The sequence below is a fragment of the Pseudomonas sp. NFXW11 genome, from assembly GCF_049887815.1.
Taxonomy (GTDB): Bacteria; Pseudomonadota; Gammaproteobacteria; order Pseudomonadales; family Pseudomonadaceae; genus Aquipseudomonas.
The window spans coordinates 141,048-167,987 of record NZ_JAGEKI010000006.1; the positions used below are offsets into that span (position 1 = coordinate 141,048).

The 26,940-nt window shown below is 63.4% G+C and carries 19 protein-coding genes; 9 read left to right on the plus strand and 10 right to left on the minus strand.

What is annotated here, in order from left to right; all coding sequences use genetic code 11:
- Positions 1-95 precede the first annotated feature (95 nt).
- Positions 96-998, plus strand: coding sequence for a LysR family transcriptional regulator (locus J4P02_RS11720; protein ID WP_426190269.1), 903 nt, complete (start codon positions 96-98; stop codon positions 996-998).
- On the opposite strand, the gene J4P02_RS11725 is transcribed toward J4P02_RS11720, so the two are convergent.
- From J4P02_RS11725 to J4P02_RS11735, 3 genes are read right to left on the minus strand one after another with little or no spacing between them, the layout of a single operon-like run.
- Positions 995-1,501, minus strand: a complete 507-nt coding sequence (locus J4P02_RS11725) for an NUDIX hydrolase (protein ID WP_426190271.1) — start codon at positions 1,499-1,501, stop codon at positions 995-997. The genes J4P02_RS11720 and J4P02_RS11725 overlap by 4 nt on opposite strands.
- A gap of 8 nt (positions 1,502-1,509) precedes the next feature.
- Positions 1,510-2,217 (minus strand): NUDIX hydrolase, encoded by a 708-nt coding sequence (locus J4P02_RS11730; protein WP_426190273.1) that lies wholly within the window; start codon positions 2,215-2,217, stop codon positions 1,510-1,512.
- A gap of 1 nt (position 2,218) precedes the next feature.
- The gene (locus J4P02_RS11735) at positions 2,219-2,764 is read right to left on the minus strand and encodes an adenylyltransferase/cytidyltransferase family protein (protein ID WP_426190275.1); all 546 of its coding nucleotides are present in this window, start codon (positions 2,762-2,764) and stop codon (positions 2,219-2,221) included.
- Between the two features lie 180 nt (positions 2,765-2,944).
- Between J4P02_RS11735 and J4P02_RS11740 the strand changes: the two genes are divergently transcribed.
- The 3 genes from J4P02_RS11740 to nadE are packed head-to-tail and all read left to right on the plus strand — an operon-like array spanning position 2,945 to position 5,675.
- Entirely contained in the window at positions 2,945-3,592 is a 648-nt protein-coding gene (locus J4P02_RS11740; RefSeq protein WP_426190277.1) for a nicotinamidase, read from the plus strand.
- 9 nt (positions 3,593-3,601) lie between these two features.
- Entirely contained in the window at positions 3,602-4,831 is a 1,230-nt protein-coding gene (pncB, locus tag J4P02_RS11745; RefSeq protein WP_426190279.1) for a nicotinate phosphoribosyltransferase, read from the plus strand.
- Between the two features lies 1 nt (position 4,832).
- Positions 4,833-5,675, plus strand: coding sequence for an ammonia-dependent NAD(+) synthetase (gene nadE, locus J4P02_RS11750; protein WP_426190281.1), 843 nt, complete (start codon positions 4,833-4,835; stop codon positions 5,673-5,675).
- A 52-nt stretch (positions 5,676-5,727) separates the two neighbouring features.
- On the opposite strand, the gene J4P02_RS11755 is transcribed toward nadE, so the two are convergent.
- The 7 genes from J4P02_RS11755 to J4P02_RS11785 all read right to left on the minus strand — a co-directional run bounded on the left by J4P02_RS11755 (position 5,728) and on the right by J4P02_RS11785 (position 16,151).
- Complete coding sequence (locus J4P02_RS11755) at positions 5,728-6,210, minus strand: hypothetical protein (RefSeq protein ID WP_426190283.1); 483 nt, start codon at positions 6,208-6,210, stop codon at positions 5,728-5,730.
- Entirely contained in the window at positions 6,186-6,572 is a 387-nt protein-coding gene (locus tag J4P02_RS11760; RefSeq protein ID WP_426190285.1) for a GFA family protein, read from the minus strand. The genes J4P02_RS11755 and J4P02_RS11760 overlap by 25 nt, the downstream gene beginning before the upstream one ends.
- A 65-nt stretch (positions 6,573-6,637) precedes the next feature.
- On the minus strand, positions 6,638-7,654 hold the full coding sequence (locus tag J4P02_RS11765) for a DUF2628 domain-containing protein (RefSeq protein WP_426190287.1): 1,017 nt from the start codon (positions 7,652-7,654) through the stop codon (positions 6,638-6,640).
- 113 nt (positions 7,655-7,767) lie between these two features.
- Positions 7,768-9,078 (minus strand): NAD(P)/FAD-dependent oxidoreductase, encoded by a 1,311-nt coding sequence (locus J4P02_RS11770; protein WP_426190289.1) that lies wholly within the window; start codon positions 9,076-9,078, stop codon positions 7,768-7,770.
- A 121-nt stretch (positions 9,079-9,199) separates the two neighbouring features.
- Complete coding sequence (locus tag J4P02_RS11775; protein WP_426190291.1) at positions 9,200-10,564, minus strand: glutamine synthetase family protein; 1,365 nt, start codon at positions 10,562-10,564, stop codon at positions 9,200-9,202.
- A gap of 825 nt (positions 10,565-11,389) precedes the next feature.
- Positions 11,390-15,118, minus strand: coding sequence for a beta strand repeat-containing protein (locus J4P02_RS11780; RefSeq protein WP_426190293.1), 3,729 nt, complete (start codon positions 15,116-15,118; stop codon positions 11,390-11,392).
- A 136-nt stretch (positions 15,119-15,254) separates the two neighbouring features.
- Positions 15,255-16,151, minus strand: a complete 897-nt coding sequence (locus tag J4P02_RS11785) for a LysR substrate-binding domain-containing protein (protein WP_426190295.1) — start codon at positions 16,149-16,151, stop codon at positions 15,255-15,257.
- A 160-nt stretch (positions 16,152-16,311) separates the two neighbouring features.
- On the opposite strand from J4P02_RS11785, the gene J4P02_RS11790 reads away from it, so the two are divergent.
- From J4P02_RS11790 to J4P02_RS11810, 5 genes are all read left to right on the plus strand, one after another.
- Positions 16,312-16,953 (plus strand): hydrolase, encoded by a 642-nt coding sequence (locus J4P02_RS11790; protein WP_426190297.1) that lies wholly within the window; start codon positions 16,312-16,314, stop codon positions 16,951-16,953.
- A gap of 105 nt (positions 16,954-17,058) precedes the next feature.
- Entirely contained in the window at positions 17,059-17,886 is an 828-nt protein-coding gene (locus J4P02_RS11795) for an alpha/beta fold hydrolase (RefSeq protein ID WP_426190299.1), read from the plus strand.
- Between the two features lie 72 nt (positions 17,887-17,958).
- Positions 17,959-18,537: an antibiotic biosynthesis monooxygenase gene (locus J4P02_RS11800; protein ID WP_426190301.1), complete on the plus strand. Its 579-nt coding sequence runs from the start codon at positions 17,959-17,961 to the stop codon at positions 18,535-18,537.
- Positions 18,538-18,562: 25 nt separating this feature from the next.
- Positions 18,563-20,413, plus strand: coding sequence for an amidohydrolase (locus tag J4P02_RS11805; protein WP_426190303.1), 1,851 nt, complete (start codon positions 18,563-18,565; stop codon positions 20,411-20,413).
- Positions 20,414-20,761: 348 nt separating this feature from the next.
- A complete protein-coding gene (locus J4P02_RS11810) occupies positions 20,762-26,911 on the plus strand; it encodes a filamentous hemagglutinin N-terminal domain-containing protein (protein WP_426190305.1) in 6,150 nt (2,049 codons plus the stop codon).
- The last annotated feature ends 29 nt before the right edge of the window (positions 26,912-26,940 follow it).

The following is a 26,940-nucleotide window of genomic DNA, read 5'->3' on the forward strand; positions in this document are numbered from 1 at the left end:
AACTCCGGCTCAGGTCGTGGTGTTGCCAGTATCGTTAGCCCGCCTGGCTGGATAAACTCGCGCTTGGTTTAATCATCTTCAAGTCAGGGTTGATAATGGATCTGTTCCAGGCGATGTCGGTGTACGTCAAGGTGGTGGAGGCGGGCAATATGACCGCCGCCGCCCGGGAATGCGGGATGTCCACCACCATGGTTGGCAATCACCTGCGGGCCTTGGAGCAGCGCCTCGGGGTGCGCCTGCTCAATCGCACCACTCGGCGCCAGCGCCTGACCGAGTTCGGCAGCGACTATTACCAGCGTTGCCTGGCGGTGCTGGGGCTGGTAGCGGACTCCGAGCGCCTGGCGGAGCAGGCTCAGGCCGAGCCTTCCGGTACCTTGCGCATCACCGCGCCATTGACCTTCGGCACCGAGCGCCTGGCGCCGGCCTTGAGCGAGTTCCGACAGCGCTGCCCGCAGGTCAAGGTGGAACTGACCCTGGCCAACCAGCGCTTCGACTTGAGCGACGGCACCTTCGATGTGGCCTTCCGCCTGGGCAACCTGGACAACGCGGCGCTGATCGCCCGGCCGCTGCAGAACTACACCCTGACCATCTGCGCCGCGCCCGAGTACCTGCAGCGCTACGGCACGCCCCGAGTGCCCGAGGACCTGCAGCAGCACAACTGCCTGGCATTTGCCTACCCGGCCGGTGACGAGTGGAGTTCTACCGCCACCCAGTGGCCGCTGCACGGGCCCGAGGGCGACGTACTGATTCCGGTGTCCGGCTCATTGCTGACCAACACCTCGTCGGGCCTGCACCGTGCGGCGCGGGGCGGCCTGGGGCTGGTGATGATGCCTGATGCGCTGGTGGAGGAAGACCTGCAGCAGGGCCGGCTGGTGCCGGTGCTGCAGGACTATCAACTGCCCTGGCGGGCCTTGCATCTGCTCTATGCCCAGGACCGCTACCGCCTGCCCAAGCTGCGCAGCTTCGTCGAGTTCGCCCTGGAAAAGTGGGGGCGCTAGGCCGACTCGCTGGCCAGCAACATCATCGCCGCCGACAAGGTGTGGCCATCGGTGATGCGGCCGCTGGCGATCATTGTCAGCAACTCCTGGCGACTGACCCACAGCAGGTTGTCCACTTCGCCATCGGTGGCGGCCGCCTGCTGCTCGGCGATCTGCACCTGGCATACCGCCACGGCGCTGGCGATCAACGAGGTGTTGCTGTGCAGCAACCCCAGCTGACGCACCTCGCGGGCCTGCGAGCCGGTTTCTTCCAGCAGTTCCCGGGCCGCCGCCTCGCAGGGGCTTTCACCGGCATCGATGGCGCCCCGGGGAAACTCGATGGACTGGCCGCCGATGGCCCGGCGCTTGAGGTTCACCAGCATCAGCCGGCCATCGGCCAGGGTCGGCACGGCCACCACGCCGTTCACCGCCTGGGCTTCCTTGATGATGAAGTAGCCGTTCTCGCGAACCACCTTGAAGTAGGGGGTTTCCAGCAGGCATTGGTTTTCAGCGACAACACTCATGGACGGTATTACTCCAGAAAACAGCGATCGAACAGGTACAGCCCATTGGGCTTGAGATTTTCCAGCGTGGCTTGCGGTCGGCCGCCATCGCCACTTTTCTTGCGTCCGGTTTCCCCCAGGTAGCCGGCTTCGGCCATCTTCAGCAGGCGCTGGCGGATGCTGGTCTTGAGCACCGGCCGTTGCAGCACCAGGGAGAAGATGCCCACCGCCTCGGGGGCGCTGAACTCGTTGCCGAGAAACATCAGCGGCAGGCTGCTGTAGAGGGATTTGGACAGCAGCCGCTCGCGGCTCTGGGCCACCAGGCTGTTGTGATCGAAGGGCAGCTTGAAGGCACCGCTGGCCACCTCGGCCAGGCTGAAGAAATCCTGCTGCGCAGCGGGCTGCACCGACTCGCTGACGATGCCCAGGTAGAAGGTCGAGGACGACCAGCAGCGCGGATCGCGAAAGGCATCGCCCACGGTGCCCACCTGTTCCAGCCAGGCCAGGGGCAGGTCGACTTTGCTGGAGCGGCGCAGGCGTTCCACTGCGTCATTCAGGCTGCGGTCCTCGACATCGCCGTTGACCACCAGGCCCGGCAGCGCCCAATGCCCGGCGAAAGGTTCGCTGTCGCGCTGATGCAGGAGGATCTGCAACTCGCCGATCTCGCGCTGGTAGCGCAGCAGGCACAGGTCGATGGTGTGCAGGTAGGCGCTGGTAGGGGTGTTGCGGTCGTGCATATCAACTTCCGTGGACGGCGTAGAGGCCGTAGTTTAGCGGATTCATCCCCGGTGCCAGCCATTGGCTTGGCGGGGTTTCGCCCCGGGCCAGGCATTGGCGCAGCACCGTGCTGCGCACCCCGGGCTGTTCCTCGATGCAGAGAATGGAAAAGCGCTGCAGCAGTTCGTCGCCGCGATAGAAGTGCGGCAGCCGCAGAGCCACGTCTTCGCCCACTACCAGGGCGATGCGCTTGCCGTCCAGGGCCAGGTCGTCGGCCAGGCGTTGCAGCAGGCTGAAGCTGTACACCGGGCCTGGGTCGGCCAGGGCCAGTTGCTGTTCCAGGCGACTCACCGCCAGCTCGGCGCAGCACTCGGGTTGCAGGTGCGCAGTGATCGCCTGCAACCACGTAGCGCGCTGCTCGAAGTCGGCCATGGGCTTGCCATCCGGATGACGATAGCTCGGCACCACCAGCACCCGTCGAGCATGGCGGGCGGCTTCGAGCATCACCCGAGCGTGGCCGGCGTGGGGCGGGTTGAAGGCGCCGCCATAGACCGCCAGGTCGAACATCGGTATCTCCTTGATTGGTACATGACGTGTACCTTATCACTGCTTTTATCTGCGGGAAATACTTCTTCAGCAATCATTGTTTATCTATATAGCTAGGGTGCAGATGAATATTTTCACCAGGGGATTGCAACGAAAGTACATGACATGTACTTTATGTTCCATGCAGAGGAGAGACACCCCATGAGCAGGCCAATGCTTTACACCGCTTCCTTCGATGTCGATGCGCAAAAGAGCTTCACCCCGCTGTGCCCGGACGAGTTGCCGGTGGCGGAAGGTGACCGTATCGGCGGCGAGCTGAATTTCATCGCAACCCTGGCCAGCCTGCGCATCGGCAGCAAGGATGCCCACAGCCCCCAGGCGCCCTGGGTGGTGGCCAGCCACGCACAGATGCTCCAGCCCACCGGCCTGGCGCACGCCGACCTGACCTGGGTCAGCCACTGCGTACCGGGCACCGAGGGTTTCACGCTGCTGGACGAGTTGCCCGCGCCCTACGATTACGACTACTTCGTATGGAAGGGCGTGGAGCCGGACCTGCACCCCTATGGCGCCTGCTACCACGACCTGCACGGCAAGCTGTCCACCGGGGTGATCGAGTACCTCAACAGCCGGGGCGTGCAGCAGGTGATAGTCGGCGGCCTGGCCCTGGATTTCTGCGTCAAGACCACCGCCCTGCAACTGGCCGCCGCCGGTTTTCAGGTGATCGTCCACCTGCCGGCGTGCCGGGCCATCAGCCCCGAGGGCGCCACCCAGGCCATCGAGGACATGCAACAAGCGGGTATCAGGGTGGCCGCGAGCCGCGAAGCAACCGCCAGACTGGCCAGCGTTTGAGGAGTCATCATGGAAAGTGCATTTGACCGCGACAACGGCGTGATCCAGAGCTTGCTGGACACCGACTACTACACCTTCACCATGATGCAGGCGGTGCTGCACCAGCACCCCAATGTCGATGTGGAATACCAGTTCATCGTGCGTTCCCGGGAATCCCTGGTGCACCTGATTCCAGAGATTCGCCAGCAACTGGAAAAACTCGCCCAGTTGCAGATGCGCGAAGGTGAACAGCGCTTTCTGTTCAATAAGCGTTTTCGCGAGTACCTGACCCCGGACTTCGAGCAGTTCCTTGGCCTGTTCCGTTTCAACCTGCGCTATATCCACGTGGCGGCGGTCGATGGCCAACTGAGCATTCGGGTTCGCGGCCCGATGCTGCACTGCATCATGTTCGAGCAGCCGGTGCTGGCCATGGTCAGCGAGTTGCGCAACCGTGAAAAATACCCCGAGGTCGAGCTCGAGGACGTCACCCGCAAGCTCTACCAGAAGTTCGAATGGCTGGAGAAAAACGCCAGTCGCGAAGAGCTTGCCGAGCTGCGCGTCTCGGACTTTTCCACCCGCCGGCGCCTGTCGTTCAAGGCCCAGCGCGAAGTGGTGAAGATCATGCACAGCGACTTTCCCGGGGTCTTTGTCGGCACCAGCAACGCCCACCTGGCCTATGAGTTCGACCTGCCGCTGATCGGCACCATGGCCCACCAGTGGCTGATGGTGCACCAGCAGCTGGGGCGCCTGCGCGAGAGCCAGAACGCCGCGCTGGAGAACTGGGTGCGCGAATACCGTGGCCGCCTGGGCATCGCCCTGACCGACTGCATCAGCACCGATTTCTTCCTCAAGGATTTCGACCTGTACTTCGCCAAGCTCTACGACGGCCTGCGTCAGGATTCCGGAGACCCGATCCTCTGGGCCGACAAGGTGTTGGCCCGCTACCGCGAACTGGGCATCGACCCAAGGAGCAAGGACCTGATGTTCTCCGATGGCCTGAACTTCGAGAAATGCCTGCCGATCCTGCGCCATGTGCGTGGCAAGGCGAAATTCGGTTTCGGCATGGGCACCAGCCTGGCCTGCGATGTCGAGGGGGTCGAGCCCCTGAGCATCGTGATGAAGCTGGTGCGGGTGCATGGCGAACCGGTGGTGAAGTTCTCCGATGACCCGATCAAGAACGTCTGCGAAGACCCGTCGTTCCTCAGGTACGCGGCCCAGGTGTTCAACGTCAACCTGGCCAATTCGCCCCTGGAGGCCTGATATGAGCAGCCAAACCCAAACACGCATCGCCCGGGAACTGGGCATCGACCGGCACCTGGTACGTGGTGGCGAAGCCGCCGAAATCGCCCGGCGGGTGGCCTTCATCCAGCACGTGCTGCGCGAGTCCGGCTGCACCAGCCTGGTACTGGGCATCAGCGGTGGCGTCGACTCCCTGGTCGCCGGGCGCCTGTGCCAGCTGGCGGTAGAGCAACTGCGCGGGGCAGGGCAGGCGGCACGCTTTATCGCCATGCGCCTGCCTTACCGTGAGCAGGCGGATGAGCGCGATGCCCAGGCGGCCCTGGAGTTTATCCGGGCGGATGACATCAGCAGCTGCAATATCGCCGACAGCGTCGACGGTCTGATGCGCCAGCTGCACATCGACGGCCTGCAACCTTCGGCGGCGTTGACGGATTTTGCCAAGGGCAATGTCAAGGCGCGGGCACGGATGATTGCCCAATACGCCGTGGCCAATTTCAGCAACGGGCTGGTGGTGGGCACCGACCACGGCGCGGAAGCGCTGATGGGCTTTTTCACCAAGTACGGCGACGGAGCCTGCGACCTGGCCCCGCTGTCGGGCCTGACCAAGACCCAGGTACGGCTACTGGCGCAAGCCCTGGGCGCCCCCGGGCAGCTGGTGCACAAGGCGCCCACCGCCGACCTCGAAGAGCTAGCGCCGGGCAAGCTGGATGAAGCGGCCTATGGCTGCAGCTATGAGCAGATCGATGCCTACCTGATGGGCGAGCCGGTGCCCGAGGCGGTGCGCCTGCTGGTGGAAAGCGCCTACCGGCGCACGGCGCACAAACGCGCCTTGCCGCGTAGCCCGCTGGACGACAATCTGACCTAGTCAGGAGCTGGCCGGGCGGCGCTCCGCCAGCCTGGCCTTCAGCCCAACGCACTCACTCCCGCCACTTGATCAACGCTGCTCGGCATTCCTCCGCCAGTTCGCCGATATCTTCCCGCACCTGCGACCAACCCAGCAGCTCCAGCGCCTCCCGAGCGCCTTCGCGTAGCGGCTGCCATTGCGGGTGTTCAAAGCCGTTGTCTTCCAGGGTCATGCCATAGGCCTCGCGGCTCAGGGCTTCGCCGCCACTGAGCAGGGCTTGCAGCTTGCTGTGCAGCAGCGGCGCCAGGCGCGGTGGAAACTGCTGCACGAAGCGCTCGAGATATTCCAGCTGCTCGGACCACAGATTGCACTCCGCACAGCAACCGATATCCACCCGCTGGCGCTGCGCCGTGGCGGCGAGAAACTCCAGCACCGGCCCCAGCTCCGCCACCAGGACTATCCAGCGGTACTGGTCCTGGCCGTACCAGGTCCAGATATTCGCGGCGAGGGGCGTGCTTGTGTCCACCACGGTCAAGGCGTCTCCCCGATAGGCCACCAGCGCGGCTGCAGGTCCTGGAACGAATGCCGGGTCGGCATCGGGGCCGGGTCCAGGTTGTTGTCGAAGCATCCCAGCAGCAGGGCGATGGTCGGCTCGTCGTCGATGGCGCCCAGGGAACTGCCGCAGTGCGGGCAGAAGGCCCGGCTCGAACAGTCCGACGACCTGAACGTGGCCGGCACGCCGCCAGGGCCGGTCCAGCTCACCTGATCCCGGGTGAACTCGACCCAGGCCAGGGTCAACGCACCGCTATGGCGCTGGCACAGCTTGCAGGAACAGGTATGGGGATTGGCGGCAGGCCCCTGGGCGCTAAAGCGGATCTGCCCGCACAGGCAGCCGCCTTGGTGGATCTGTTCGGTCATCTGGGTTCTCCCTGAATGTGTGCTGGCGTGGCGAATCTAGCATGCCGCGCCGATACCACCCCGCACTATTGGCCGAATCCCGGTGCGGCCTCTTCGATCTTTCGCTTGTATTGCACTTTCGCCTGGTCGGGATTGCAGGACATCAGGGCATCGACCTGGACGAAGCCCTTGCGCAGCAGCTGCTTTTCTCGCCAGCGGTTGCCACAGGCGCCAAACACCCCGGCGCTGAGCAGCCAGCCCAGGACGAACCAGGGGTGGCCGTTGCCTGTATCCGGGATCAGCAGGGTCAGGCCCAGGGCTGCCAGGGTGAGACCGGTGACCCCGTGCAGGCCGGAGCAGAACGACCAGAGCAGGGTGAGAAAGCACGCCGCAAAGTTGAAGCCGATGGCCACCGCTTGCAGCTCGCCCTGGGGGTTGCGGTAAAGACGGTAGAGGCGCTTCTGTTGCTCCTTGAGATCCTGTTTGATTCGTCTCTCACGCTCGGCAACCTGGATTTTCTCCTCGGGGCTAAGGTCGCTGTCATCGAAGATTTCCTTGAAGGTCTCTTCCAGCAGGTAGTAGCCGGTGTAGTCGCTGGAGCGGCCGGTGAGGTACAGGGCGTCGACGCGATAGCGGCGGTTGAGCTTCAGCTGGGTATCGCCACTGAAGAAGCTGCTGGCGGAGGTCTGGATGTGCAGGCAATGCTTGCCAAAACTGTATTCGACATAGGGCTTGCCAGCGGTTCGAACCCTGCGGCGGTCGAAGTAGCCTTTCAACTGCTCCACCTTCACTCCGGTGACGTCGGCCCTGGGTTGCCCCTGGGCGTTCAGCCACTTGGCGGTGCACCAGCCACCGACCATCAGGCAGAGGAAGCCGCAGAGGATGACCTTGGCGAACAGCGGGCCATCTAGCAGGCCGATGAGGATCAGGCAGGGCAGCAGCAGGATGCCGGACAGGACGCAGGTGGTTTCAACATCAGCCTTCCAGGCGCGGGTCAGGTCTTGATTGATACGGTCGATTCTTTCCTGGTCGAGGACTCGGATAACGGCGGTCTCGCTGTGCCCGGGTCTTGGGCCTGGGCGGGGCTGAACACGGCGAAGCACAGGGACCGCCCGCGGCGTCGCGGCGGTCCATGCCTTCGAGGGGCGGGCAGCCTACTGAACAACGGGGCGGTTCAGCAAGCCGCTTCAGCGAACCGTGGAGGGTGGCCCAGTCCTCAGCGCAACTTCTCCAGCATCTGGTAGTACCACATGCCCGCCGCCAGCATCGGGTTGCCCAGCTGGTCGCCCAGGGGCACGCGGATGTGCTTGCAGGCGGCGAAGGTGTCGTAGCGCCCCAGGTGCCCGGTCAGGGCCTCGGCCATGATTTCGCCCATGATGTGGCTGGTGGCCACGCCGTGCCCGGAATAACCCTGGCAGTACCAGACGTGGTCCGAGAGCTTGCCCAGTTGCGGAATGCGGTTGATCACGATGCCCATGGCGCAGCTCCACTGGAAATCGATGCCCACGCCCTTGAGGGCGGGGAAGGTGCGCTCAATGCAGGGCCGCAGTTCGCCTGCGATGTCTCGCGAGTCCTTGCCGCTATAGTTGGCGCCGCCGCCGAACAGCAGGCGGCCGTCGGCGGTCATGCGGTAGTAGTCGAGCACGAAGCGGCAGTCGTAGACCGCCAGGTCCTCGGGGTTCAGGCGCTTGGCCAGGTCGCCCAGGGGCTCGGTGGTGACGATGCCGCCCATGGCCGGGAAAATCTTGCCCTTGAGCTGGCCGGGTTCGAGCTTGTGGTAGACATCGCCGGCCAGCAGCACCTGGCGCGCGTCGATCCGGCCCTGGGCGGTGACCACCGCCGGCCGTGGGCCGTGGACAATCTCCAGCACCGGGCTGTGCTCGAAGATCAGCGCCCCCAGACTGTGGGCGGCGTGGGCCTCGCCGAGGCACAGGTTCAGCGGGTGCAGGTGCAGGTTGCGGGTGTTCTTGATCGCCCCGTGGTACAGCTCGGTTTCCAGCAGCTCGCGCACCTGGGCCGCGTCCAGCAGGCTGACCTCGTCACCCAGGCCGCGCTGCAGTGCTTCTTCATAGTCGGCGCGCAGCCCCGGCAGGTGGCTGGGCTTGTAGGCGGCGTGCAGGTGGCCGTGCTTGAGGTCGCAGGCAATGGCGTATTTCTCCACCCGCTGGCGGATGATCTGGTGCCCGCGCCAGCGCAGGTGCCAGATGAAATCGTCCACCTCGTCGCCCAGGCTGCGGCGCATCTGCTTGCGCATCGCGGCATCGCCGGAAAGGCTGCCGGTGACCTGGCCGCCGTTGCGCCCGCTGGCGCCCCAGCCGATCTTGTGGCTCTCGACTATGGCGACTTTCAGCCCGCGCTCGGCCAGCTCCACGGCGCTGGCGACGCCGGTGAAGCCGCCGCCGATGATCACTACATCCACCTGCTGGGTGCCTTGCAGGGTCGGGTACTGGGTTTCCTGGTTCAGGGTGGCGCTGTAGTAGCTGGGGCAACGCTCGGCGGCCGGGGTTTGTGGGTTGAAGACAGTCATGCAGGGCTCCTGGTCAATCGATCGAGCGGGCCGCGGTGCAGGTCGCGGCCAACGCTTGGCAGGTTGTGCTTGCGCTGCCGCGCCAGGGCCAAGGCGCCTGCGCGGCAGCACAAAAAGGGCGTCAGGCCTGGGTCAGGTACCAGCGCCAGTCCTGTTCGCCGACTTCGGCCATGAACTGGCGGTATTCGGCGCGCTTGACCGCCAGGTACACCCCGAGGAACTCGCTGCCCAGGGTATCCCGGGCCCAGGCCGAGCGCTCCAGGGCATCGAGCGAGGTCAGCCAATCGGTGGGCAGCAGCTGCTTGGCCTGGGCATAGCCGTTGCCCTGGACCGGCTCCCCCGGGTCGAGCTGTTGCCGCAGGCCGTGGTGGCTGGCGGCGAGGATGGCCGCGGCGGCCAGGTAGGGGTTGGCGTCGGCGCCGCAGATGCGGTGTTCGATATGCCGGCTATTGGCCGGGCCGCCCGGCACCCGCAGGCTCACGGTGCGGTTGTCGACGCCCCAGGTGGGCGCCAGCGGCGCGTAGCTGTTGGCCTGGAAGCGCCGGTAGGAGTTGGCGTTGGGGCAGAACAGCAGCAACGAGTCGAGCAGGCAGGCGAGCATGCCGCCCACCGCCTGGCGCAGCAGCGGGGTGCCGGCCGGGTCCTGGCTGGCGAACAGATTGTTGCCCGCGGCATCGGCGATGCTCAGGTGCATGTGCATGCCGGTGCCGGCCAGGTGGTCGAAGGGCTTGGCCATGAAGCACGCCTGCATCCCATGCTTGTGGGCCAGCGCCTTGACCAGGCGCTTGTAGCGCACGGCCTGGTCCATGGCCTGCAGCGCGTCACCGTGTTCCAAGGTGATTTCTACCTGCCCCGGGGCGTATTCGGAGATCGCCGTGCGTGCCGGAATGCCCTGCTGCTTGCAGGCGGCGTAGAGGTCGGCGAGAAACGGCTCGATCTGCTCCAGCTCGCGCAGGCCGTAGACCTGGGTGGTACGTGGGCGCCCGCCATCGGCATCCAGCGCCGGTTGCGGCCGGCCATTGGCATCGCGCTTGGCGTCCAGCAGGTAGAACTCCAGCTCGCAAGCCATCACCGGGTGATAACCCTCGGCCTTGAGCCCGTCTATCACCCTGATCAGCAGGTGGCGCGGGTCGGCGATGCTGGCGGGCAGGCCCTCCTGCGGGTGCATGCTGACCTGCACCGCAGCGGTGGGAATCTGTCGCCAGGGCAAGCGCACCAGGCTGCCGGCCAGGGGGTAGGCGCGGCAGTCGATATCGCCCACATCCCAGACCAGGCCGGAGTTCTCCACATCGTCGCCATTCAGGGTCAGGCCGAGGATGGTGCTGGGCAGGGGGCGGCCGCTGGCATACACCGCCAGCAGTTCTTCGCGGTGCAGCAGCTTGCCCCGGGGCACGCCGTTGGCGTCGAGGATAAACAGCTCGATCATGTCGATATCGGGGTTGGCGGCCAGGAAATCACGGGCTTCGTCTAGGGCGGCAAAATTCATCGATGTACTCGCTTGGCGCCGTTCGGGCGCACAGGTTTTCAGGGCCTGCAACGACGCCGCGCACGGGCCGGTTGCAAGGGCAGAAATCAGGTCTGGAGGGAACGCGCGGGGACGCGCAGTCAAGCCAGCAGCGAGCTATCCGGAGGACGTGAGGAGTGGCGCAGACGGGAACGGCACAGGGCCATGGGCAGGTTGACCAGAAGCTTCATGGGCGGCACCTGCCGAGCCGGTAACAGCCGCTAACGGCGATGCGCTCCTCATGGACCTCATAAGGCGGTTGCGCGGGGTGGGCACCTGGGCGAGGGCACGGCAAGCGAGCGTCGACAGCCTGGTCACAGCCGCTGTACGGGGCTGTGGACGTAGCGCTGGCGAATCCGTGATACGGGCTCTGGGAAGGCATGTGCCGGGTGATCTCGCAGTCGAGTGCGTTGTGATTATTGTGGTTTTGCACTGGGCACTGGAGGGACGTATCGGTGGTCGTCGCGCTCCAGGGCGGATCAATACTGCAAGAATCCGCCAGCCAATGTAAGGGGGGGAGTGCCCGGTAATTCCCTGATCCGAGCCTGCTGTTGTCGCGCAAAGCCGCGTTGCAGAGCGGCGCATTGACCCTTGATGGGGTGTCTGTTTTTTTTAACGAGCGCTAGTAGACCCCGGGCAGCAAGCGCCAGCTGTGGGCGCTAGAGTCTTCATGCTCCTGACCAAAATGCCCAAGCTACACTATGTCAACGCCGCGAATTGGCCATCGACAGGACCTAAAGGGATGAGCCCGTTAACGGCCCATCCCTTTTCATCCAGACAGCTCAACGAGTTGAAGACGTCAGTCGTTCAACCGAACGAAGCGAACGCATTAGTGTGAGCTGGCAGGCCGATCAGTTGCCCATCAGATGTCTGGATTTGCTCGATGGTGTCGTAACCGGCGAACCAGTCTTTGAGGCGTACACCCTCCTGTGGAGTCTGGCCTGCACTGAAGCTCGACTGGTGCAGGTAAAGATCATCGCCGATGCGGTCCACTAGCAAATAGGTGCTCTTGATGTTCGACAGCACCAGTTTGTCACCGCGGCTAGTACCGTCGTCTTGGATAGTCACCAATGCCCGCGTATCGACGGTGTAGATGTCGTCACCTTCGCCTCCATTGGCCCAGCCACTGGCCCGCAACACCAGTTGGTCATCACCTGCACCACCCAGTAGAGAAAACCCCAGGCCTGTGCCCGTCAGCAGGTCGTTACCTTCACCGCCGTCGGCCATGCCGTGTACAACGGTGATGACATCGCCCCCGGCTTCACCATAGGCCCGACTGCCCTGATCGTTGCTTGCAGTGACAATGGTGTCGTTACCATTACCGCCATACAAAGTATCGGCCTGCGGCCCACTGTTCAGGCCTTCAAGACTGAAAGGCCCGATCTGCGAAACCAGCCCACCATACAGATAATCGTTGCCGTCGCCGCCGTATATGACGTCGTTGCCCAGCCCGCCTTCCAGATAATTGACGCTTGCATCACCCGTCAGGCTGTCGTTGAAGTGACTGCCCACCACACGCTCAATGTTGAGCAGTACATCACCCTCGGCATCGCCACCCTGATTAACGTTGGTCTGCAGGTTGATCGTGACGCCGGTCGTACTGGTGACATACCAGGCACTGTCCTGCCCCTCACGACCGTTAATGACATCTGCACCGGTGCCGCCAATGAAAATGTCACCTAACCGCGAACCCGACAGCGTGTCGTTGTAGTTGCTGCCCTGGAAGATTTCGATGTTGCTGTAGGTATCACCCAGCGCATCTCCGGAGTTGGTTCCTGTAGACAGGTCGATGGTCACTGCGCTCTCCGACAGCTCGTAGCTGACCAGGTCCTGTCCGGCGGCCCCATCCAGGCCCATGGCGGAAGTTCCACCGTAGAAGATGTCATTCAGGTTGGAGCCCCTGATTGCTTCAATATCGGTGTAGGTGTCACCGGCCGCGATGCCGGAATGCACGCCAGTCTTGAGGTTGAGCGTCATACTCACTTTGCTGTCGAGGTACCCCACCGTGTCGTAACCGGCACCGCCGAAGAATTGGTCGGCCCCCGCGCCACCGTACAGCGTGTCGTTACCTGAACCACCGGTGATGATGTTATCCAGGTCATTGCCCCAGCCGGTGAAAGCGCCATTGCCGATAAAGGTCAGGCGCTCAATGTTGGTTGCCATGTAGGTATGACTTGGGTTGACCACTGTCACACGCATCTCATCATTGCCACCATCGGCCTGTTCGATGATGGTCGGGGTGATGCCGTTGCTTACGTAGTAGATATCGTCACCCGCGCCACCTTCCAGGCGGATGGCGGTGGCGGTGTGATCACGACCGGAGGTCAGGACGTCGTTGAAGGCCGAGCCGATGACGTTTTCGATGCTGGTCAGGGTACTGCCTTCGGCATCTCCGCCCTTGCCGGCCGGGCCGGTGCCGAAGCGCACTTCCACATTCACCCCGGCGGACGAGTTGGAGTAGTCGACGGTGTCGACACCGGCGCCGCCGTCGAAATGCATGCCCAAGCCATTGCCGACAAAGGTGTCGTTGTAGCTTGAACCCTTGATCGTCTCGATGTCGGTGTAGGTGTCGCCTGCGGCGATGCCGGTGTGAACACCGGTCTTGAGATTGACCGTCACGCCGGTCTTGCTGTCGGTGTAGCCGGCAATGTCCAGGCCCGCACCGCCGAAGAACTGGTCGGCCCCCGCGCCACCGTAGAGCGTGTCGTTACCCGAACCGCCGGTGATGATGTTGTCGCTGTCGTTGCCGTAACCAATAAAGTCCTGGCTGCCGATGTAGGTCATGCGCTCGACGTTGGCCGCCAGATAGGTGCCGCTCGGATAGGCCACTGTCACTCGGACTTCATCATTGCCGCCGCCGTCCTGTTCGATAATGGTCGGCCGGGCACCGGTGTTGATGTAGTAGATATCGTCACCCGCGCCGCCTTCCAGGCGGATGGCGGTGGCGGTGTGATCACGACCGGAGGTCAGGACGTCATTGAAGGCCGAGCCGATGACGTTTTCGATGCTGGTCAGGGTGCTGCCTTCGGCATCTCCGCCCTTGCCGGCCGGGCCGGTGCCGAAGCGCACTTCCACAGTCACACCGGCGGACGAAGTAGAGTAGTCGACGGTGTCGACACCGGCGCCGCCGTCGAAATGCATGCCCAAGCCATTGCCGACAAAGATGTCGTTGTAGCTTGAACCCTTGATCGTCTCGATGTCGGTGTAGGTGTCGCCTGCGGCGATGCCGGTGTTCACACCGGTCTTGAGATTGACCGTCACGCCGGTCTTGCTGTCGGTGTAGCCGGCAATGTCCAGGCCCGCACCGCCGAAGAATTGGTCGGCCCCCGCACCACCGTAGAGCGTGTCATTACCCGAACCGCCGGTGATGATGTTGTTGCTGTCGTTGCCGTAACCAATAAAGTCCTGGCTGCCGATGTAGGTCATGCGCTCGACGTTGGCCGCCAGATAGGTGCCGCTCGGATAGGCCACTGTCACTCGGACTTCATCATTGCCGCCGCCGTCCTGTTCGATAATGGTCGGCCGGGCACCGCTGTTGATGTAGTAGATATCGTCACCCGCGCCGCCTTCCAGGCGGATGGCGGTAGAGGTGTGATCCGGGCCGGAAATCAGGACGTCATTGAAGGCCGAGCCGATGACGTTTTCGATGCTGGTCAGGGTGCTGCCTTCGGCATCTCCGCCCTTGCCGGCCGGGCCGGTGCCGAAGCGCACTTCCACAGTCACACCGGCGGACGAAGTGGAGTAGTCGACGGTGTCGACACCGGCGCCGCCGTCGAAATGCATGCCCAAGCCATTGCCGACAAAGGTGTCGTTGTAGCTTGAACCCTTGATCGTCTCGATGTCGGAGTAGGTGTCGCCTGCGGCGATGCCGGTGTTCACACCGGTCTTGAGATTGACCGTCACGCCGGTCTTGCTGTCGGTATAGCCGGCAATGTCCAGGCCCGCACCGCCGAAGAACTGGTCGGCCCCCGCGCCACCGTAGAGCGTGTCGTTACCTGAGCCACCGGTGATGATGTTGTCGCTGTCGTTGCCGTAACCAATAAAGTCCTGGCTGCCGATGTAGGTCATGCGCTCGACGTTGGCCGCCAGATAGGTGCCGCTCGGATAGGCCACTGTCACTCGGACTTCATCATTGCCGCCGCCGGCCTGTTCGATAATGGTCGGCCGGGCACCGGTGTTGATGTAGTAGATATCGTCACCCGCGCCGCCTTCCAGGCGGATGGCGGTAGAGGTGTGATCCGGGCCGGAAATCAGGACGTCATTGAAGGCCGAGCCGATAACGTTTTCGATGTTGGTCAGGGTGCTGCCTTCGGCATCTCCACCCTTGCCGGCCGGGCCGGTACCGTAGCGTACTTCCACGGTTACCCCGGCGGGCGAGGCCGAGTAGTCGACCGTGTCGACACCGGCACCACCATCAATCTTGTCCCCTCCGGCACTACTTTTGATTACGTCATTCCCGCCCAGGGCATTGATTTCGTCATACCCACTGGTACCTGTCAGCGTGTCAGCGCCGTTTGTCCCATTGATAATTGCCATTTACGTCTTCCTTGCGTTGATGTTGAACCAGATACCGTGAAAAAACGTGCCCGCAGCCTCTACTTGAGGCAGATATCGCTTCCATCGATTTCGGCCGTTTTAGACCAAACCTGAAGATAAATATCAACAACGATCATCAGTCTGAGGTTGTTTTCTTCAGGTGCCCCACCAGGAAATCGATAAAGGCCCGGGTCTTCTGCGGCACGCGCCGGGCCGAGGGGTAGACCACGTTGATGCTGATGGGCGGCGCCTGCCAGTCGCACAGCACCGGCACCAGGCGCCCGGCGGCCAGGGCGTCCTCGACTATGAAGTCGGGCAGCAGGGCGATGCCCATGCCGGCTTCGGCGGCCTGGGCCAGCAGGTCGCCGTTGTTGGCGTGCAAGGGGCCGGTGACATGCACTCGCTGCAGGTCGCTGCCATTGCTCAATTGCAGGCTGACGCCGCTTTGCAGGTAGCCATAGTTCAGGCACTGGTGGCTGCTCAGGTCCTTGGGCTGCTGGGGTGTGCCGGCCCGTGCCAGGTAAGCGGGGGAGGCCACCATGATGCGTGGTGCCGGCGCCAGTTGCCGGGCCACCATGGACGAGTCCGGCAGGCTGGCGATGCGCAGGGTCACGTCGAAACCACCGCGCACCGGGTCCACCTGCTGGTCGCTGAGCACCAGCTGCAACTCGATCAGCGGATGCTGCTGGTGAAACAGCGGCACCAGCGGCCCGAGCCGACGCAGGCCGAAGGACATCGGCGCGTTGACCCGCAACACCCCGCGCAATTCGGCGATGCCGTCGCGGGCGCGCTGCTCGGCCTCGTCCACCGCGGCCAGCACTTCCCGGGCGGTTTCGTAGTACTCGGCGCCGGCCTCGGTCAGGTGCAGGCTGCGGGTGGTGCGCTGCAACAGCTGCACGCCGATGGCTTCTTCCAGGGCCTGGATCTGCTTGCTGACCTTGGAGCGGGGTACGTCCATCGAGCGCGCGGCGGCGGCGAAGCCGTTTTCATCGACGGTGACGACAAACGCGCGCATGCATTGGATACGGTCCATGATTGTCCCCAAATTGGAATCAATGAATCCAGATTTTAGGGAATTGTTCCCTTTTCGGCCAGGGCCTAAATTAGCCACCAAGCCGGACGCATCAGGGCGCACGCAGCGCCATCCGCCGGTCATGTTCACCCCCCACTCTGACTGCAAAAGGAAACGCGCCATGTCCATTCGTGAACTGCTCAACCCTGCCAATTCCGCCCTGATCCTCATCGACCACCAGCCGCAGATGGCTTTCGGCGTGCAGTCGATCGACCGCCAGACCCTGAAGAACAACACCGTGGCCCTGGCCAAGGCGGCCAAGATCTTCAACGTGCCGAGCATCCTCACCTCGGTGGAAACCGAGAGCTTCAGCGGCTACATCTGGCCGGAACTGCTGGCGGTGTTCCCTGGCCAGCAGCCCATCGAGCGCACCTCGATGAACTCCTGGGAAGACCGCAAGCTGGTGGAGGCGGTGAAGGCCACCGGGCGCAAGAAACTGGTGATGGCGGCGCTGTGGACCGAGGTCTGCCTGACCTTCCCGGCCCTTGAAGCCCTGGCCGAAGGCTATGAGGTGTACATCGTCACCGACGCTTCCGGCGGCACCAGCCAGGAAGCCCACGACATGGCCGTGCAGCGCATGATCCAGGCCGGCGCGGTGCCGGTGACCTGGCAGCAGGTGCTGCTGGAATACCAGCGTGACTGGGCACACAAGGACACCTACGACGCGGTGATGGGCCTGGTGCTGGAACACAGCGGCGCCTATGGCATGGGCGTGGACTACGCCTACAGCATGGTGCACAAGGCGCCGCAACGGCGGGCCTGATTGGCCGGTTGCGTCGACGGCGGCGTCCGAACCGCCGTGCTACACCCAGACAGGCCGGATGCCTGGTGCGTCCGGCGTCTTCCTCAAACAGCAAGGACACTTGAGATGAGCACTTTCACCACCCGCGACGGCAGCGAACTCTATTACAAGGATTGGGGCCGCGGTCAGCCCGTGGTCTTCAGCCACGGCTGGCCACTGAATGCCGACAGCTGGGAGTCGCAGATGCTGTTCCTGGCCGAGCACGGCTACCGGGTCATCGCCCACGACCGCCGTGGCCATGGCCGCTCCAGCCAGCCCTGGGACGGCAACGACATGGACACCTACGCCGACGACCTGGCGCAGTTGCTGGAACACCTGGACCTGAAGAATGCCGTGCTCCTGGGCTTCTCCACCGGCGGCGGCGAAGTGGCGCGCTATATCGGCCGCCATGGCACCGCGCGCCTGGCCAAGGCCGGGCTGATCTCGGCGGTGCCGCCACTGATGCTCAAGACCGCGGCCAACCCCGGCGGCCTGCCGCTGGAGGTGTTCGACGGTATCCGCGCCGGAGCCCTGGCCGACCGTTCGCAGTTGTATCGGGACATCGCCAGCGGACCGTTCTTCGGTTTCAACCGGCCGGGGGCCAAGGTGTCCCAGGGCATGATCGACAGCTTCTGGCGCCAAGGCATGCAGGCCGGGCACAAGAACGCCTATGACTGCATCAAGGCCTTCTCCGAGACCGACTTCACCCAGGACCTGAAGAAGTTCGATATCCCGACCCTGGTGGTGCACGGCGACGACGACCAGATAGTGCCCATCGATGCCGCCGGGCGGGCTTCGGCCGAACTGATCGAGCATGCGCAACTGCTGGTCTATCCCGGTGCGCCCCATGGCTTGACCGACACCCACAAGGAACGGCTCAACCAGGACCTGCTGGCCTTCCTGCGCCAGGCCTGAACTTAACGGTGCGGCACGGGCGCGAGTCGGCCCGTGCCATCCCTTCATCTCCCGGACATGCGGAGCCTTCAGATGAATATCGAACTCACCGACGGTGTGGTCACCCTGCTGGTACGGCACCGGATCAAGCAGGGCCAGGACCAGGCCTATGAAACCTGGCTGCGGCAGATCATCGCCAAGGCCCGCAGCTACCCCGGGCACCTGGGCATCGATGTGGTGCGCGGCCACAGTGGCGGCCTCGGGCTGTTCACCAGCGTGCTGCGCTTTGCCAGCACCGAGCAGTTGCAGCACTGGCTGGACTCCGACGATCGCCGCAACCTGGTGCAGCAGGCCCAGCACTTGCTGGCCGACGGCGACCAGACTGAAATCAACGCCGAACGGGAATTCTGGTTCACCCCCCAGGACAGCGGCGCGGCCACTCCACCACCGCGCTGGAAACAGGCCTGCGTGACCTTCCTGGTGATCCTGCCGCTGAGTTTCCTGGTGCCCCAGCTGTGGAAACCGCTGTTCGCCTGGCTGCCCTGGTTAGGCGGTTATGTACCCGCCACGGTGCTGATCACCCTGAGCATCGTGCTGCTGGTGGTCTATGTGTTTATGCCCCGGGTCACCCGACTGTTCAGCCGCTGGCTGCAACCCCAGCGCGCCGGCTGATTTCCCACTTTTTAGGAGCAATGCCATGCAAGCCAATGCAATTGCCGATCTGATTCTGTTCAACGGCCGCCTGCACACCGTGGATCGGGCCAAGCCCCGGGCCAGTGCGGTGGCGATCAAGGACGGGCGCTTTATTGCCGTGGGCGAGGATGCCGAGGCCATGGCCTTGCGCGGCGCCGGTACCCAGGTGATCGACCTGCTGGGGCGCACGGTGATTCCCGGGCTCAACGACTCGCACCTGCACCTGATCCGCGGCGGCCTCAACTACAACCTGGAGCTGCGTTGGGAAGGCGTGCCGTCCCTGGCCGATGCCCTGCGCCTGCTCAAGGAACAGGCGCAACGCACCCCGGCGCCGCAGTGGGTACGAGTGGTGGGTGGCTGGAACGAATTCCAGTTCGCCGAGAAACGCATGCCGACCCTGGAGGAGTTGAACCAGGCCGCGCCCGATACCCCGGTGTTCGTCCTGCACCTCTACGACCGCGCCTTGCTCAACCGCGCCGCGCTGCGGGTGGTGGGCTACGACCGCAACACGCCGAACCCGCCGGGTGGCGAGATCGTCCGCGACGCCAACGGCAACCCCACCGGCATGCTGATCGCCCGGCCCAACGCGATGATTCTCTATGCGACCCTGGCCAAGGGCCCCAAGCTGCCATTGGAATACCAGGTCAACTCCACCCGCCAGTTCATGCGTGAACTCAACCGCCTGGGGGTGACCAGCGCCATCGATGCCGGCGGCGGTTTCCAGAACTACCCCGACGACTACCAGGTGATCAACGAGCTGGCGGCCAAGCAGCAACTGACCGTACGCATCGCCTACAACCTGTTCACCCAGAAGCCCAAGGAAGAACTGGCGGACTTCAAAAACTGGACCAGCAGCGTCACCTATGGCCAGGGCGACGACTTTCTGCGGCACAACGGCGCCGGGGAAATGCTGGTGTTTTCCGCCGCCGACTTCGAGGACTTCCTCGAACCGCGCCCCGACCTGCCGCAGAGCATGGAACAGGAACTGGAACCGGTGGTGCGCCACCTGGTGGAGCAGCGCTGGCCGTTTCGCCTGCACGCCACCTATGACGAGTCCATCTCGCGCATGCTCGATGTGTTCGAGAAGGTCGACCGCGACATTCCCTTCAATGGCCTGCCGTGGTTCTTCGACCATGCAGAAACCATCAGCCCGAAAAACATCGAGCGGGTACGGGCCCTGGGCGGCGGCATCGCCATCCAGGACCGCATGGCCTTCCAGGGCGAGTACTTCGTCGAGCGCTACGGCGCCAAGGCCGCCGAGATGACCCCACCGATCCAGCGCATGCTCGCCGAAGGCATACCGGTGGGCGCCGGCACCGACGCCACCCGGGTTTCCAGCTACAACCCCTGGACCTCGCTGTACTGGATGGTCAGCGGGCGCACGGTGGGCGGCCTGGAGCTGTATCCCCAGGGCCTGAGCCGTGACACCGCACTGGAGCTCTACACCCACGGCAGTGCCTGGTTCTCCTCGGAGCAGGGCAAGAAGGGCCAGATCAAGGTTGGCCAACTGGCGGACCTGGTGGCGCTGTCGGCGGACTATTTCAGCGTCGAGGAAGAGGCGATCAAGTGGATCGAATCCCTGCTCACCGTGGTAGACGGCAAGGTGGTGCATGCCGCCGGCGACTTCGACAAACTGGCGCCGCCGACCTTGCCGGTAACCCCGGACTGGTCGCCGGTGGCCAAGGTGCCAGGGCACTGGAAACCCGGCGCGCCGCTACAGAACCAGGTGCACCAATGCAGCGGGCCCTGCACGGTACATGCCCATGGCCATGAACGGGCGCGACTGTCGAATGTGCCGGTGAGTGATTTCCAGGGGTTCTGGGGGGCGTTTGGCTGTTCGTGTTTTGCCTTTTGATGTCGAGCTGTTCTGTTCGTTGTTCTTGATAAAAAGCCTGCTGCCCGATTCTGGGCAGCAGGCTTTCGCTATGCCTTCCAAGGCTACCCATCACTGAAACTGATCAAGATATTTTCCAAGGACTTTGGGATCTATCTGATTTTTCGCTCCGCGGCGCGCGCCTAGTATCGGCGCGGTTGCGAGGGCATGCGCCAGCCATATTCATGGCCCTGTCGTCTTTCCCATTCCTTCGCCGCCGGTTTCCTGAGAGTGCGCCAGCGCCAGGCGTTGCCTGGCGAACCTGGCCTCGAGGCTGCGTGCACCTGCGGGCGTGCGCTGTTCTTTCGCCCTGTATCCGAGACACCCGACATGGACGTTGGTCAATTTGCCTTCCTGGCTCGCCAGCCTTCGGCTGCCCTGCAATCCCGTGAGTCCTTCTGCGGGCTGCCCAAGCGTGGCCTGGCGTTCATCCTGGCCAACATGATGTTCTGGCAGCCGCTGGTGGTGATGGCCGACGGCATTGTGGTCAATGGCAGCGGCACCCACCTGGGCCTGGCGGCCAATGGCGTGCCCATCGTCAATATTGCCGCGCCCAATGGCAGCGGGCTGTCCCACAACCAGTTCAGCGACTACAACGTCGGCCAGCAGGGGGTGATCCTCAACAACGCCACCAACCGCACCCAGTCCACCCAGCTGGGCGGGATCATTCTCGGTAACAGCGGCCTGGGCGGTCGTGCGGCCCATGTGATTCTCAACGAGGTCAACGGCGGCAGCCCCAGCCAGCTCAAGGGCTACACCGAAGTGGCGGGGCAGGGAGCCCATGTCATCGTCGCCAACCCCTATGGCATCACCTGCAATGGCTGCGGTTTCATCAACACGCCGCAAGCCACCTTGACCACCGGCAAGCCGATGATTGAGAACGGCCAGTTGCAGCGTTACCAGGTGGACCAGGGCAGCGTGGCCATCGAAGGTGCGGGCTTGAATGCCAGCAATATCGACCGCTTCGAAATCATCACCCGCAGCGCCAGGATCAATGCGCAAATCCAGGCCAAGCACCTGGCGGTAATCGCTGGGGCCAACGATGTCGATGCCCAGACTCTTGAAGCCACGGCGCGGGCCGTCAACCCGGCGGATGCACCGCAACTGGCCATCGATTCTTCGGCCCTGGGCGGTATGTACGCCGGGGCCATCAAGCTGGTGGGCACCGAGGCCGGGGTGGGGGTCAAGCTCGACGGCAAGCTGATTGCCAGCGGCGGCGATATCCAGCTGGATGCCGATGGTCAATTGCGCATGGTGGAGGCCAGCGCCGAGAAGGGCGCGGTGGCGATCAAGGCCGGCAGCCTTGAGGCTCAAGGTTCGATCTACGCCGGCAGCGAGCTCAAGGTGCGAACCCGGGGCGACTTGACCAACCACAAAACCCTGGCGGCGCGGGACAGCATCAAGCTCAGCAGCGGTGGGCAACTGAGCAACCAGGGCATTATCGAAGCCGGGGTCAACCTTGATGACAGCCGCAATGCCCATGGCGATCTGATACTGACCGCGCAGCACCTCGATAACCGCGGCAAGACGCTGCTGGCCAGCCGCGATCTTAGCGCCACTGCAACCCAGGCCTTGAACAACCAGGGCGGCACCCTGAGCGGCCAGCGCCAGGTGACGGTCACTGCCGGCACCCTGGATAACCGTGGTGGCGTGCTCTCCAGCCAGCAAGGGGTAATGACAGCCGAGCTCAGCGGCAAGCTGAAAAACGGTTATGACCCGAACAGCCATCACCAGGGCGGCGTGATCCAGGCCCAGCATCTGACCCTCAAGGCCCGGGCCGGCATCGATAACCACGGCGGGCGGATTGCCGCGCAGAGCGGCGACGCGCTGATCACCGGCGGTGACTTCGACAACCGCAATGGCGGCCTGTACGCCAAGGGCCTGGTCAAAGTCAGTGCCGACAGCTTCGATAACAGCGCTGACAACCGCGGCAGCCATGACAGCCAGGTCGCCGGCCGGCAGATCGACCTCGACTTGCGCGGTGCCTTGAACAACCGCCTGGGCATTATCGAAAGCGACAGCGACTTGAGCATCAAGGCCGCCAGCCTCGACAACCAGGCCGGCCAGCTGCGCGCCCTGGGCACTGCCGGCAGCAGCCGCTTCGAGATTGGCGGGCTATTGGACAACCGCAGCGGCACCCTGGAAAGCGCCAACCACGATTTGCACCTGGAGCTTGGCTCCTTCTTCAATGGCGGCGGCAGTCTGCTGCATATGGGCCGTGGCACCTTCGACATTGCCAGCGCCCATGTCACCGGCGCCGGTGGCAGCATCGTCACCCGTGGCGGCCTGACCCTCAATGCCGACAGCTGGAGCAACAGCAACGTCATCCAGGCCGGGCGCCTGACTGTCAACGTCAATCATTTCAGCCAGACCGCCAGCGGCCAGTTGCTGGCCGGCGACGCCCTGATCGGCAACGGTGGCGATTGGCACAACGATGGCCTGATCGCCAGCGACGGCAGCCTCAGCCTCGATCTGCGGGGCCGCTACGCGGGGAATGGCCGGCTGAGCAGTCGCGGCAACCTGGCCCTTGCGGCCGGGCAGTTGTACCTGGGGGCCGAGGGCAGCATCGCCGCTGGTGGCGACAGCCGCATCGCGGTGGCCGGGCAGATGCACAACGCCGGGCGCCTGACCTCCGCTGCCAACCTCGATCTGCGCGCCGCTGACATCAACAATCAGGGCACCCTCGGTGCCGCCCGTGACCTGACCCTGAGCACTGGCGCCCTGGTCAACGACCATGGGCTGGTGTTCAGCGGCGGCGACATGAGCCTGCGCCTCGATAGACTGAGCAACCACTACGGCGATATCTACAGCCTGGGCGACCTGAGCGTCGACCGAGACGGCCAGGGCAGCCTGGCCAGCAGCATCGTCAACCGTTCCGGATCGCTGCAAAGCGACGGCTCCATGACGCTCGCCGCCAGCACCGTCGAGAACCTGCGCGACGTGCTGACCATCGGCAACGGCGGCATCTATACCGCGCGCATCGGAGAGATCGCCTGCATACAGGGGGTCAACGCCGGCGATTGCAAGGGAGGCAAGCGCAACCGTGCCTGGGAAATCCTCCAGCGCGACAGGTTTGAAGTGACCGCTGCCAGCGCAGCATCGAGCATCAGCACCGGGGCCAACCTGAATATCCATGCAGGCGATCTGTTGAACCACAGCAGCAGTATTGCCGCGGCGGGCAACCTGACGGTCACGGCCAACAATCTGTTCAACCGTGGCGTGGAAACCGGCGAAACCGAAACCACCCGGGTGTTCATGTCCAAACGCACCACCGATGCCGGGGCCTGGCACAACGTCGCCAATGCGCTGAACAACAAGTACTGGTTTCAGAGCGCGGGCTATACGCCTGACGACCTGGGTGGCCTGGAAGGGGCGCTGGCCGGCTTTATCGGCATGACCGAACGCGAATGGACCAACCTGGGCACAACGCGAACGCTCAGCACTGGCGACCAGCGCTACGCCGCGGTGATCCAGGCGGCTGGTGCGGCTAGCATCAATGCCGGCAACGGCGTCGACAACAGCGTGGTGCGCCCGGGCTTTAGCTACATTGGCAGTGGCCGGCGCACCGATACATCAGCGCCGGGCAGCAGCTTCTCCACCCGGGTGAGCCTCAACCAGCAGCTGCCGCCGGATCTGGCCCAGCAACAGGTCAACCCGCTAGAGCTGCCCGGCTTCAACCTGCCCGGCGAGCACAACGGGCTGTTCCGTCTGCCCAGTGCCGATGGAGAACCGGGTAATCCGCACAAATACCTGATCGAAACCAACCCGGCGCTCACCGACCTCAAGCAGTTCATGAGTTCGGACTACCTGCTGGCCAACCTCGGCTACGACCCGGATGCCAGTGCCAAACGCCTGGGGGACGGTTTCTACGAGCAGAAGCTGATCCAGCAAGCGGTCGTGGCTCGTACTGGCCAGCGCTTTATCGATGGCCAGAACACCGACGAAAAGTTGTTCAAGTACCTGATGGACAACGCCATCAAGAGCAAGGACGCGCTCAACCTGGCAGTGGGTGTGACCCTGACGTCGGAGCAGGTGGCGGCCCTGACCCACGATATCGTCTGGCTGGAAAACGCCGAGGTGAATGGCGAGCAGGTGCTGGTGCCGGTGCTCTACCTGGCCCAGGCCAAGGGTCGCCTGGCACCCAACGGCGCCTTGATCGCCGGCAGCGACTTGAAGCTGATCGTCGGGCAAAACCTGCACAACGTCGGCACCCTGCACGCCACTCAGAACCTCTCGGCCCAGGCCGGGCACAACCTGGTCAACAGCGGCCTGGTGGAAGCCGGCAATCGCCTCGACCTGCTGGCCGACAACCACTTGGTGAACAGCGCCGGCGGCATCATTGCCGGACGTGACCTGAGCCTCGGCGCAAGCCGTGGCGACCTGATCAACGAACGCAGCCTGAGCAGCCACCAGAGCAGCAACGGTCGCTATAGCCAGCAGCGCGACTTCGTCGACAACGCCGCTCGAGTGGAGGCGGCTAACCAGCTGCTGCTCAACGCCGGGCGCGACCTGCACAACCGCGGCGGCCTGCTCAGCAGCGGTGCCGATGCCCGCCTTAGCGCAGGTCGCGACGTCAACCTGACGTCGGTGCAGCAAGTGATCGGCAACCACCGCGGGGTTCGCGACAACGACCTCAGCCTGACCCAGCACGGCTCTGGCCTGCAGGCCGGGCGCGACCTGGACATCAGCGCAGGGCGTGATATCAGCGCCATCGCCAGCCAGATCGAGGCTGCGCGCAATATCGGCATCAGCGCCACGCAAGACCTGAGCCTGGTTTCCGCGGCGGATGAGCAGCACGCCTATAGCAAGACCAGGAAGGTCACGCGGCAGGAGGATCACCTCCAGCAAGTGCAGAGCAGCGTCAAGGCCGGTGGGAATGTGGCGCTGGCCGCCGGCCAGGACCTGACGCTGATCTCCAGCCGCATTACGGCGGGGGATGAAGCCTACCTGGTGGCGGGCGACAGGCTACAGCTGCTGGCCGCCGAAGACAGCGACTACTCGCTGTACGACATGAAGAAAAGCGGCAGCTGGGGCCAGAAGAAAACCCGGCGTGATGAAGAGACGGACATCCGCCATGTGGGCGCAAGCATCAGCGCGGGCGCTGGCCTGACGCTCAAGAGCGAGGGCGATCAGCAGTACCAGGCGGCCCAACTGGAAAGTGGCCAGGACATCACCCTGGACAGCGGCGGCGAGATCACCTTTGCAGGGGTAAAGGACCTGCATCAGGAGAGTCACGAGAAGAGCAATAGCAGTCTTGCTTGGACCAGTGCCAAGGGGAAGGGCAGTACCGATGAGACCTTGCGTCAGACAGCGTTGATCGCGCAAGGAAAGGTAGCGATCAGGGCACTGGATGGACTGAAGATCGATATCAATCACATCGACCAACGCACCATCAGTCAGAGCATTGACATGATGGTCAAGGCGGACCCGCAACTGGCATGGCTCAAGGAGGCAGAACAACGGGGTGATGTGGACTGGCGCAGGGTCCAAGAGATTCACGACAGTTTCAAATACAGTCATTCCAGTCTTGGCCAAGGGGCTATGTTGGCGATTGTCATCGTTGTCGCTGCATTTACGGCAGGTGCCGCGAGTGGAGCATTGGGTACAACATTTGCGGGTGTGGGGTCTGCCGGTAGTGGAACAGCCATGGCCGCAGGTGGGATTACGGCCACAACCGGGTCCTTTGTGGCTGCGGGCTGGGGTAATGCGATGGCGACTGCTGCGCTGTCCTCCATGGCGGGCACGGCCGCAGCCAGCGCCATCAATAACAAGGGCAACTTGGGGAGGGTGGCCAAGGATGTATTCGGCGAAGACAGTTTGAAAGGCTATGTGTCCAGTGCGGCGATTGCCGGTTTCGGAGCCGCTTTCACCAACGAAATGGGGCGAACGTTAACACCGGAAGGTAACTATGTTTATGACGGTAATTACATCGAGCGGTTGAAGGCCTATGCAGCCAATACCGTGCTGAAAGGTGTGTTGAGTGGTAAGGACAAAGAGACCTGGCTGAGTATTGCGGCGACTGGGGCGTTGATGGAGTTGTATGAGTATTCTGCAGGGCGAGAACCAGATGTTAGACCTGGGGTAAAGAGGCCTGAAAGCAACGTTTTTCAAGAGTTGGATGGAGGGTTTGTACCGCGCGTTACTGTGGGTGGGGTCGTGCGAGAGGGAAATAATGTTGGTTTAAACCAAGCATGTGTCTCACTACTAGCTATCTGTCATGGAATGCCTATTAGTAATTTTTTAAATGAAGCTCCTGGATTTAACGCATTTGCGACCTTGCATGATACCTGGATGAATAGGCTGGTTGAGCTGAAAAGCTTGAAATGGCAGTTGGGCGGTTCTTTGGGGGAGAAGCCCGATATGAGTCTTCTTGAAAATATTGGTAGCATACCTCCAGCGTTGATCATTAACTATGGGGCGATTTTTGAAAAATATAGACCCTTGATAAGGTCGGTGAGAGATAATGAAAAAGAAAATTAGTAGCTTGTTGTTTTTTATGTTTGTTCTAG

Coding starts and splice junctions, on each gene's coding strand:
- J4P02_RS11780 (WP_426190293.1), bottom strand. CDS start 15,118: ATGGCAATTATCAATGGGACAAACGGCGCTGACACGCTGACAGGTACC.
- J4P02_RS11725 (WP_426190271.1), bottom strand. CDS start 1,501: ATGAGTGTTGTCGCTGAAAACCAATGCCTGCTGGAAACCCCCTACTTC.
- J4P02_RS11735 (WP_426190275.1), bottom strand. CDS start 2,764: ATGTTCGACCTGGCGGTCTATGGCGGCGCCTTCAACCCGCCCCACGCC.
- J4P02_RS11730 (WP_426190273.1), bottom strand. CDS start 2,217: ATGCACGACCGCAACACCCCTACCAGCGCCTACCTGCACACCATCGAC.
- J4P02_RS11805 (WP_426190303.1), top strand. CDS start 18,563: ATGCAAGCCAATGCAATTGCCGATCTGATTCTGTTCAACGGCCGCCTG.
- J4P02_RS11785 (WP_426190295.1), bottom strand. CDS start 16,151: ATGGACCGTATCCAATGCATGCGCGCGTTTGTCGTCACCGTCGATGAA.
- J4P02_RS11790 (WP_426190297.1), top strand. CDS start 16,312: ATGTCCATTCGTGAACTGCTCAACCCTGCCAATTCCGCCCTGATCCTC.
- nadE (WP_426190281.1), top strand. CDS start 4,833: ATGAGCAGCCAAACCCAAACACGCATCGCCCGGGAACTGGGCATCGAC.
- J4P02_RS11800 (WP_426190301.1), top strand. CDS start 17,959: ATGAATATCGAACTCACCGACGGTGTGGTCACCCTGCTGGTACGGCAC.
- pncB (WP_426190279.1), top strand. CDS start 3,602: ATGGAAAGTGCATTTGACCGCGACAACGGCGTGATCCAGAGCTTGCTG.
- J4P02_RS11775 (WP_426190291.1), bottom strand. CDS start 10,564: ATGAATTTTGCCGCCCTAGACGAAGCCCGTGATTTCCTGGCCGCCAAC.
- J4P02_RS11810 (WP_426190305.1), top strand. CDS start 20,762: ATGGACGTTGGTCAATTTGCCTTCCTGGCTCGCCAGCCTTCGGCTGCC.
- J4P02_RS11795 (WP_426190299.1), top strand. CDS start 17,059: ATGAGCACTTTCACCACCCGCGACGGCAGCGAACTCTATTACAAGGAT.
- J4P02_RS11760 (WP_426190285.1), bottom strand. CDS start 6,572: ATGACCGAACAGATCCACCAAGGCGGCTGCCTGTGCGGGCAGATCCGC.
- J4P02_RS11720 (WP_426190269.1), top strand. CDS start 96: ATGGATCTGTTCCAGGCGATGTCGGTGTACGTCAAGGTGGTGGAGGCG.
- J4P02_RS11740 (WP_426190277.1), top strand. CDS start 2,945: ATGAGCAGGCCAATGCTTTACACCGCTTCCTTCGATGTCGATGCGCAA.
- J4P02_RS11770 (WP_426190289.1), bottom strand. CDS start 9,078: ATGACTGTCTTCAACCCACAAACCCCGGCCGCCGAGCGTTGCCCCAGC.